This window comes from Pseudomonas sp. RL (assembly GCF_000647775.1).
Taxonomy (GTDB): Bacteria; Pseudomonadota; Gammaproteobacteria; order Pseudomonadales; family Pseudomonadaceae; genus Serpens; species Serpens flexibilis.
Window position 1 is genome coordinate 1 of the sequence record NZ_JBOY01000095.1, and the last position, 7864, is coordinate 7864.

General features: G+C 68.3%; 8 protein-coding genes. All 8 read right to left on the minus strand.

The annotated features are described in order from the left end of the window. Window positions 1–106 precede the first annotated feature (106 nt). The gene (locus tag AS93_RS0114435; protein ID WP_027591270.1) at window positions 107–421 is read right to left on the minus strand and encodes a helix-hairpin-helix domain-containing protein; all 315 of its coding nucleotides are present in this window, start codon (window positions 419–421) and stop codon (window positions 107–109) included. A 127-nt stretch (window positions 422–548) separates the two neighbouring features. After that, window positions 549–1760 carry a hypothetical protein gene (locus tag AS93_RS0114440; protein WP_027591271.1) on the minus strand — a complete coding sequence of 404 codons (1212 nt, stop codon included), beginning with the start codon at window positions 1758–1760 and terminating at the stop codon, window positions 549–551. A gap of 54 nt (window positions 1761–1814) precedes the next feature. Next, a complete protein-coding gene (locus AS93_RS0114445; RefSeq protein WP_027591272.1) occupies window positions 1815–2264 on the minus strand; it encodes a YcgN family cysteine cluster protein in 450 nt (149 codons plus the stop codon). A gap of 99 nt (window positions 2265–2363) precedes the next feature. Further along, entirely contained in the window at window positions 2364–3776 is a 1413-nt protein-coding gene (locus tag AS93_RS0114450; RefSeq protein WP_027591273.1) for a sigma-54 dependent transcriptional regulator, read from the minus strand. Next, a complete protein-coding gene (locus AS93_RS19455) occupies window positions 3773–4909 on the minus strand; it encodes an ATP-binding protein (protein ID WP_081798314.1) in 1137 nt (378 codons plus the stop codon). Before AS93_RS19455 ends, AS93_RS0114450 begins: the two co-directional genes overlap by 4 nt. A gap of 205 nt (window positions 4910–5114) precedes the next feature. Continuing rightward, a complete protein-coding gene (gene hemH / locus AS93_RS0114460) occupies window positions 5115–6140 on the minus strand; it encodes a ferrochelatase (RefSeq protein WP_027591274.1) in 1026 nt (341 codons plus the stop codon). 8 nt (window positions 6141–6148) lie between these two features. Beyond that, entirely contained in the window at window positions 6149–7051 is a 903-nt protein-coding gene (locus AS93_RS0114465) for a TIGR01777 family oxidoreductase (protein WP_027591275.1), read from the minus strand. 120 nt (window positions 7052–7171) lie between these two features. After that, window positions 7172–7690 (minus strand): acyloxyacyl hydrolase, encoded by a 519-nt coding sequence (locus AS93_RS0114470; RefSeq protein WP_027591276.1) that lies wholly within the window; start codon window positions 7688–7690, stop codon window positions 7172–7174. Window positions 7691–7864 lie beyond the last annotated feature (174 nt).

Here is a 7864-nt window from a genome sequence, read left to right on the forward strand (position 1 = left end):
AAAGCCCTGACGCAAGTCGGGGCTTTTTCGTTTTCGCCGCTGGACTCTCACCAGCCGCCCATGAAAAAGCCGGCCCAAGGGCCGGCTTCCGGTGCCACGAGTGGCCTTACTGCACGCTCAGCCTGTTGAGGTTCTTCTCCAGGATGGCAGTGCCAATACCTTTGACTTCCAGCAGCTCATCCACGGTGGCGAACGGGCCGTGGGCCTGGCGGTGGGCGATGATGGCCTCGGCCTTGCTGGCGCCGATGCCGACCAGCTCGCGGGCCAGGGTGTCGGCGTCGGCGGTGTTGAGATTCACCTTGGTGGCAACCTGGGCGCTCTGGGCGGCCTGGGGTTGGGCGCTGGCTTCGACAGCCAGGGCGGCGACGGAGGTAGTACCGGCCAGGAGGGCCAGGCTGAGGGCGGACAGCAGTTTACGCATGGAAAGTTCCTTTTTCATTGAAGTCCTGCGGGCAGCCGATGCCGCCCGGCAGGCAAGCTAGCCCAACGCGGCCCGCCCGCCAGGCCGGTGTGCCAGAACGCGAGCAACGTCACGCCGGCGGCGCGACTCAGCGCAGAAGTCGCGTGTCCAGCACCTTCGAGCGCCCGCCCATGACGTTCTCGCTGATATCGATGAACTCCTGGGTGCTGGCCCGCTCCAGGCGCATCAGGCCGCGCATGACATCGTCCAGCGAACGCTGGCCGTTGCTGCGCTTGCGGATCTCGCCATCCAGGTCCTGCAGCAGCAACACGGCGCGGGCGGTCACCGGGCCGCTGGCCCGCTCGCCGCGCAGGCTCTTCACATCCTTCGACCAGTCCGCCAGGTGCTTGCGCACCTGCTGATAGCGATCCTCGGTCATGCCGCCGGCACGACGCAGCAACTCGATGGCGTAGTACTCGGCCAGGCCTTCGCTGATCCAGTCACTGTTGTCGTGGTCGGTAACACGCGCGATGACATGAACCAGCTCGTGCAACAGCGAGCTGGTGCCGTTCTCGCTGACCAGCGGCCGGTCGGCGTGCATGAACAGCGAGTTGGGACCGGACAGGCCGCCCCGCCACATGGGCTCGCCACCACCGACGATCAGCAGCTTGGCCGGATCGCGCTGGAACAGCTGCTGCACCTGCGGCCAGACGAAGGTCAGCAGGGTAAGGATGTCCATGCGCCGCATGCCCTGATCAAGCGGCGCGGCCACGGTGATTTCACTCAGACCGAGGCGCTCGCGGCGGGTGCCCAGCTTGCCGGCGATCAGCCAGCCAGTGGGACGGTCGAAATTGCGCGAGGGGTTGTCGACGCGGAAACGCTGCTTGCCGATCCGGGTCCAGCCGGTCTCGACGCTCTTCCAACCCTCCGGCAGGTCGAACTGCAGCCGCGAGATCAGCTCCACCCCGTCGCGCAGCGAGGCACGCGCCGGCGGCACCAGATCGTCGCCACGCATCAGGACCCAGTCCTCGGTCATGCGGGCGTCGTAGCTGCCGGAACTGCGCTGGTTGCTGATGCGCACCCGGTAGCGCAGGCTGGCCTTGCCGCTGGACGGCTGCCATCTGCCGCGCCCGTCCGCCAGACTCCACTGGCCATCGGCCTGGAAGTCACTGAAGGTGGTGGCCTCGCCCAGGTTGAAGTCGAGCAGGTGCACGGCCTCGCCCTTCTCCACGGTCAGGCTGACCTCGGCCTGGTCCTCGGCGGGGAGGAATTTCACCCGGTAATCCAGGTCGACCTTGGCTGCCCAGGCCGGCAGCACGGTCAGCAGAACGGACAGCAACAGTGTGGAACGAGCAAGCATGGCGGCTTCCTGCGCAAGAGAGGGGGACAGTAAAGCGGATCAACCGCTTCGACCTCAACCGGCGCGGAAAATCAGGTGCTGTTCCCAGTCCTCATCGGCGACGGCGGTTTCGCTGAGCATCTTGCCGGACAGGGAGATGCCGGCGTGGTGTACCGCATCGGGGTCGTTGCAGACCAGCGGGTGCCAGGGCAGCAGGTCCTTGCCCTCGGCCACCAGGCGGTAGGCGCAGGTGGGCGGCAGCCACTTGAATTCGTCGGTGCGCGCCGGGGTCAGCTGGATGCAGTCCGGTACATGCGCGCGGCGATTGGCGTAATCGGTGCAGCGGCAGCTCTTCAGGTCCAGCAGCTTGCAGGCGATGCGGGTGTAGTAGACGCTGCCGTCGTCCTCGTCCTCGAGCTTCTGCAGGCAGCACAGGCCGCAGCCATCGCACAGCGACTCCCACTCCTCCTGGTCCAGTTCGGCGAGGGTCTTGCGTTTCCAGAAGGGTTGGACTTTGGCGGCCATGGCAATTACGAAAGGCTGGGCTTGAAAGGCGCGCAGTCTATGCCGCCGGCCGGTGGGTGCCAAGGGCGGGTGGTCGCGACGCCGCCCAAACCTGTGGGCCTACCCGAACAGATAGGCCTCGACATCCAGCCCGGCGTCGCGCATCTGCGCCAGCTTGTAGCGCAGGGTGCGCGGGCTGATGCCCAGGCGCTCGGCGGTTTCCTTGCGGCGACCGCGCTCGCTGCGCAGGGTATCGAGGATCAGCTCGAACTCGCGGCGGCGCAGGTCTTCGCCCAGCGCGCCGGCGTCGCCGCCCTCTTCCGCCAGCGGCGGCAGGGACGTTGCCACGGGTGCCGCTGCCGCCACCGGCGCAGGCGCGGCAGCCGGCAGCGGCGCCAGGCCGATAGGCATGTCCAGGCACAGGTCGTGGGGCTGGATCAGGTTGTTCTGCTGCAGGATCAGCGCACGCTGGATGGCGTTGTCCAGCTCGCGCACGTTGCCCGGCCAGGGATGCCGGCGCAGGCACTCGGCCGACTCAGGCGAGAGCTTCACCGGCGGCAGGCGCATCTTGCTGGCGTGCTTGACCAACAGGCGCTCGGCCAGCGGCAGGATGTCCGCCGGACGCTCGCGCAGCGGCCGCCAGGCCAGCGGGAACACCGAGAGGCGGTAATAGAGGTCTTCGCGGAAACGCCCGGCCGCCACTTCGCCCTGCAGGTCGCGGTTGGTGGTGGCCAGCACGCGGATGTCCAGCGGCATCGGCTTGCGCGCGCCGACCCGTTCCACTTCGCGCTCCTGCAACACGCGCAGCAGCTTGGCTTGCAGGCCCAGGGGCATCTCGGAGATTTCATCGAGCAGGATGGTGCCGCCATCGGCCAGCTCGAACTTGCCCGGCTGGGCGGCGATGGCGCCGGTGAAGGCGCCCTTCTCATGGCCGAACAGGGTGGCTTCCAGCATGTTGTCCGGAATCGCCGCGCAGTTGATGGCCACGAAGGCCTTGCCGGCGCGCGGCGAGCACTGGTGGATGTAGCGGGCCAGCACTTCCTTGCCGGTACCGGATTCGCCGGAGATCAGTACGGTGGAATCGCTGCGCGCCACCCGGGCGGCCAGTTCCAGCAACTGGCGGCTGGCCGGCTCCTCGGCCACCGGGCCGTCATGTTCACTCAGGGTCAGCACGCCGTTGGCGTGGCGCGCAACCAGATCCAGCAGCGCCTTGGGTTCGAAGGGCTTGAGCAGATAGTCGGCGGCGCCCTGGCGCATGGCGTCCACGGCGCGCTCGACGGCACCAAAGGCGGTCATCAGCAGCACCGGCAGTTGCGGCTGGCGCTGGCGGATGGCGACCAGCAACTGATGGCCGTTCATGCCCGGCATGTTCACGTCGCTGATCACCAGCGAATAGCTGTCCTGCTCCAGGGCCAGCAGCGCCTCTTCGGCGTTCTCCACGGCGCGAAAGGCGTAGCCGCCCAGCTCCAGGGTGTCGCCCAGCGCATCGCGCAGCGCCCGGTCGTCTTCGACCAGCAGAACCTTGGTAGTCATGCGTACTCCTGAACTCCTTCGGCCGCCAGGATCAGCGGCAACTCCAAAATGGCGCAGGTGCCACGGCCGACCCGCGAGCGCAGCAGCAGCTCGCCGCGATGGGCGCGGGCCACCGCCTTGACCACCGCCAGACCCAGGCCGGTGCCGGCGGTCTTGGTGGTAAAGAAGGCTTCGCCGAGGCGGGCCAGCACTGCCGGCTCGATGCCCGGGCCGCTGTCGCTGACGGTCAGGCGCAGGGTGTCGCCCCGGCGCACCAGGTGGATCTTCAGCCGCACCTGCGGGCCGCCGGCCTGCACGGCGTTGTTGACCAGGTTGAGGATGGCGCCGACCAGGGTGTCGCGGTTGCACAGCAGCTCGCCGCCGCGCGCGTCGCATTGCCAGCGCACCTGCAGGCCCTCGATATGCGAATCGGCAGCGGCGCGCAGGGCGTCGAACAGCTCGCGCGGGGCCAGGCGGTCGGACAGCGGCAGCTCGCCGCGGGCGAACACCAGCATGTCGCGCACCTGGTGCTCCAGTTCCTGCAGGCGCTCCTTGATGCGCAGGGCGAAGCGCTGCTGCTGTTCGAAGGGCAGAGGGCGCTCGCTGAGATGACCGGCATAGAGCAGCGCGGCGGACAGCGGCGTGCGCACCTGATGGGCCAGCGAGGCGACCATGCGACCGAGGCTGGACAGCCGCTCGTGGCGGGCCAGCTGTTCCTGCAGCAGGCGCGTTTCGGTCATGTCCTGCAGCATCACCAGTTGGCCGGGCTCAGCCTCCAGCGAGCGGGTGGCCAGCGACACGCGTCGGCCGTTGCGCAGGGAAATCTCGTGGCCGTCGTCCTTGCGCGGCGCGAAACAGCGGGCGATCACGTCACGCCACAGCGCACCGACCAGCGGCTCGCCGAGCAGCTCGCGGGCCGCCGGGTTGGCTTCGCGCACGCGGCCGTGACCGTCGATAACCACCACGCCACCGGGCAACAAGTCGACGATGTTCTGCAGGCGCCGAGCCAGGCGCTCGCCGTCGGCCAGCTCCTGGATGCGCTGCAGGCTGAACTGCTCCAGACGGCCCTGCAACTCGTCCACGCGCGCTTCCAGGCTGCGCTGGTCGGTATCGGCGAGAAGAGCATCGGCGTGGTGATGAAGCGCGGAGTGCATGGGCGTACCTGAGAAACCGTCACGAAACAGGCGGTAGTCAGGCCGCGAAGCAAAGGGCGTGCCGGGGCCTTTAGAACCGACACACTTTCGTCAGAGCGTAGGGCGGACAACGTCGTTCTTGTCCGCCAAGGCAGGCAACTCGAAGGCGCCGTGCGCACCGCTTGGCGGACAGGTGAAGCGTTGTCCGCCCTACGGTTTCGCAGCATCAGCGCAGCGGCACGGCCCGCTGTTCGCAGAGCTGCTTCAACGCATCTGCCCACTGCGGGTGGTCGTTCAGGCAGGGCACCAGCACCAGTTCCTCGCCACCGGCGGCCTGGAAGACTTCACGGCCACGGTCGCCGATTTCCTCCAGGGTCTCGATGCAGTCGGCGACGAAGGCCGGGCACATGACCAGCAGCTTCTTCACACCCTTGGCGGCCAGCGCTTCGAGGGTGGGCTCGGTGTAGGGTTCGATCCACTTGTTGCGCCCCAGGCGCGACTGGAAGGACACCGACCACTGATCGTCCTTCAGGCCCGCGCGTTCGGCGAACAGCTCGGCGGTGCGCTGGCACTGGCTGCGGTAGCACAGCGCGAGGTTTTCCGGGCTGACGCCCTGGCTGTTGGGCGCGCGCAGGTCGTGCTTCGGGTCCTTGACCAGCTTGCGGATGTGCGACTCGGGAATGCCGTGGAAGCTCAGCAGCAGGTGGTCGAAACCCTGCTGCAGGTGTGGCCTGGCGCTGGCCAGCAGCGCCTGCTGGTAGGGCTCCTCAGCGAAGAACGGTGGCAGGTACTGCAGCTCGAAGCTGAAGCCATGCTGTGCGACGACCCGGCGGATCTCCTGCAGCACGGTGGTGGTGGTGCTGTCGGCGAACTGCGGGTACAGCGGCGCCACGGTGATGCGCCGCACGCCCTGCTCGGCCAGGCGGCGCAGTGTGCCCTCGATGGACGGCTCGGCATAACGCATGGCCAGCTCCACCGGCCCGTGGCTCCAGCGCTCGGCCATCGCCGCCTGCAGACGGCGGCTGAGCACGATCAGCGGCGAGCCCTCTTCCCACCAGATGGAGGCATAGGCATGCGCCGACTGGGCCGGACGTTTCCAGAGAATCAGCGACACCAGCAGGCGGCGCAGCGGCCAGGGCAGATCGATGACATAGGGGTCCATGAGGAACTGGTTGAGGTAGCGACGCACATCTTCCACCTTGGTGGATTCGGGCGACCCCAGGTTGACCAGCAACAGCGCGTGATCGGTCATGCAACTTCCTATCGATGGCGGCCGAGCAGGTCGGCCAGGGCTAAATCCAGATCGGCGAAGCGAAACGCAAAACCCTGCTCCTGCACGCGTCGGGGCGTCAGGTGCTGGCCACCCAGCAGCAGGCTGGACAGCTCGCCGAGGCCCTTGAGGGCGAAGGCCGGCACGCGCAGCAGGGTTGGCCGATGCAGGGCGCGACCGAGCGCATGGGCGAAGTCGCGGTTGCGCACGGCCTGCGGAGCGCAGGCATTGTACGGGCCGCTCGCGTCGGGATGGGAGACGAGAAAATCGATCAGGGCGATTTCATCGTGCAGGTGGATCCAGGGCATCCATTGCCGGCCGCTGCCCTGCGGCCCGCCCAGGCCGAGCCGATACAGTGGCAGCAGGCGCGGCAACATGCCGCCGTCGAGGGTCAACACCGGCGCGGTGCGCACGCGCACCACGCGCAGACCCAGTGCCTCGGCGCGGCAGGCCGCATCCTCCCAGGCGCCGCATAGGCGCGCGGCGAAGCCCTGGTCGGCGGGCGGCGACGTCTCGTCCAGCCGCTGCTCGCCGGCGTCGCCGTACCAGCCGGTGGCCGAGCCGGAGACCAGCACCGCCGGCCGCTGCGCGCGGCGCGCCAGCCAGTCCACCAGCTGCTCGGTCAGGGTGACGCGACTGTCCCACAGCTCCTGGCGGCGTGCCGCCGTCCAGGGCCGGTCGGCAATGGGCGCGCCGGCCAGGTTGACCACCGCGTCCAGCGGCTGGTCGTCCAGCTCGACCAGCTCGGCGACGCCCTGCACGCCGGCGCCGCAGATCGCCGGCACGGCTTGCGGCCGGCGACTCCACACCCAGACCTCATGGCCCTGGGCACGCCAGAGATGACAGAGATGACGGCCGATGAGGCCGGTACCGCCGGTGAGCAGGATGCGCATGGGGGAAGTCCTCCCGAACGTGCGTGAAGGTAGGGTGCTCCACCCTCTCCCCCCGGCCCCTCTCCCGTCAAGGGAGAGGGGGCATTGCCTCCTCTCCCGGCCAGCGGTGCGCCCTTTCCCCTACAGCGGCAACCGGTAATACAGGCTGTAGACCTCCGCCCCGTCGTTGGGATTCTTGATGCCCGCGTTGGAATAGTGGATGGCACGCAGACCCAGAGTATGTCCTTGGCCAAAGCGCAGACCGACGCCGATGCGGTCCTCGAACTGGAACATCGATCCCAGGTCGCGGTCCTCGATCTGCGTGTCGGCGAATACCGCCACACCGATGCCCGCCTCGATGAACGGCCGTAGCCGTTCGCCGGCGAACTCATAGACGAACACCGGCGCCAACGACAGGCTGTGGTTGTCGGAGGTCAGGTCGCCCTCCCACCAGGTGTAACCGGCGTCCCAGTAGCCGGTCAGCCGGCCGGTGGAGGTTTGCCACCAGCTGCGGGAGAAGCTCGATTCCAGGGCAATTCGCACGACCGTCGTGGAGTCGTGGCTCTCTCCGACCGACAGGGTCAGATCCACGGCCTGGGCTGCCGGGGAGGTGGCCGCGGCCAGGGCAAATGCCGCCACCAGGGGTAATCCGTTGCGCATCGGGAATGTCCTCGTTTGCTGGGACTTCCCGTCATCTGAAGACTCAGGCCGCGCCGAGTTCCACCGGCAGCGCCTCGAGCCGCGCCGCATGCGGCCAGAGCACCGGCAACACCCGGCGCAGCGCCTCGGGATCGCCACTGGTGTGAAAGCGCGCCGGCGCGGCCGGGCCGGCGG

Bases quoted from the DNA above. Each gene is read 5' to 3' on its own strand.
- AS93_RS0114435 (WP_027591270.1), bottom strand. From the start codon at position 421: ATGCGTAAACTGCTGTCCGCCCTCAGCCTGGCCCTCCTGGCCGGTACT.
- AS93_RS0114440 (WP_027591271.1), bottom strand. From the start codon at position 1,760: ATGCTTGCTCGTTCCACACTGTTGCTGTCCGTTCTGCTGACCGTGCTG.
- AS93_RS0114445 (WP_027591272.1), bottom strand. From the start codon at position 2,264: ATGGCCGCCAAAGTCCAACCCTTCTGGAAACGCAAGACCCTCGCCGAA.
- AS93_RS0114450 (WP_027591273.1), bottom strand. From the start codon at position 3,776: ATGACTACCAAGGTTCTGCTGGTCGAAGACGACCGGGCGCTGCGCGAT.
- AS93_RS19455 (WP_081798314.1), bottom strand. From the start codon at position 4,909: ATGCACTCCGCGCTTCATCACCACGCCGATGCTCTTCTCGCCGATACC.
- hemH (WP_027591274.1), bottom strand. From the start codon at position 6,140: ATGACCGATCACGCGCTGTTGCTGGTCAACCTGGGGTCGCCCGAATCC.
- AS93_RS0114465 (WP_027591275.1), bottom strand. From the start codon at position 7,051: ATGCGCATCCTGCTCACCGGCGGTACCGGCCTCATCGGCCGTCATCTC.
- AS93_RS0114470 (WP_027591276.1), bottom strand. From the start codon at position 7,690: ATGCGCAACGGATTACCCCTGGTGGCGGCATTTGCCCTGGCCGCGGCC.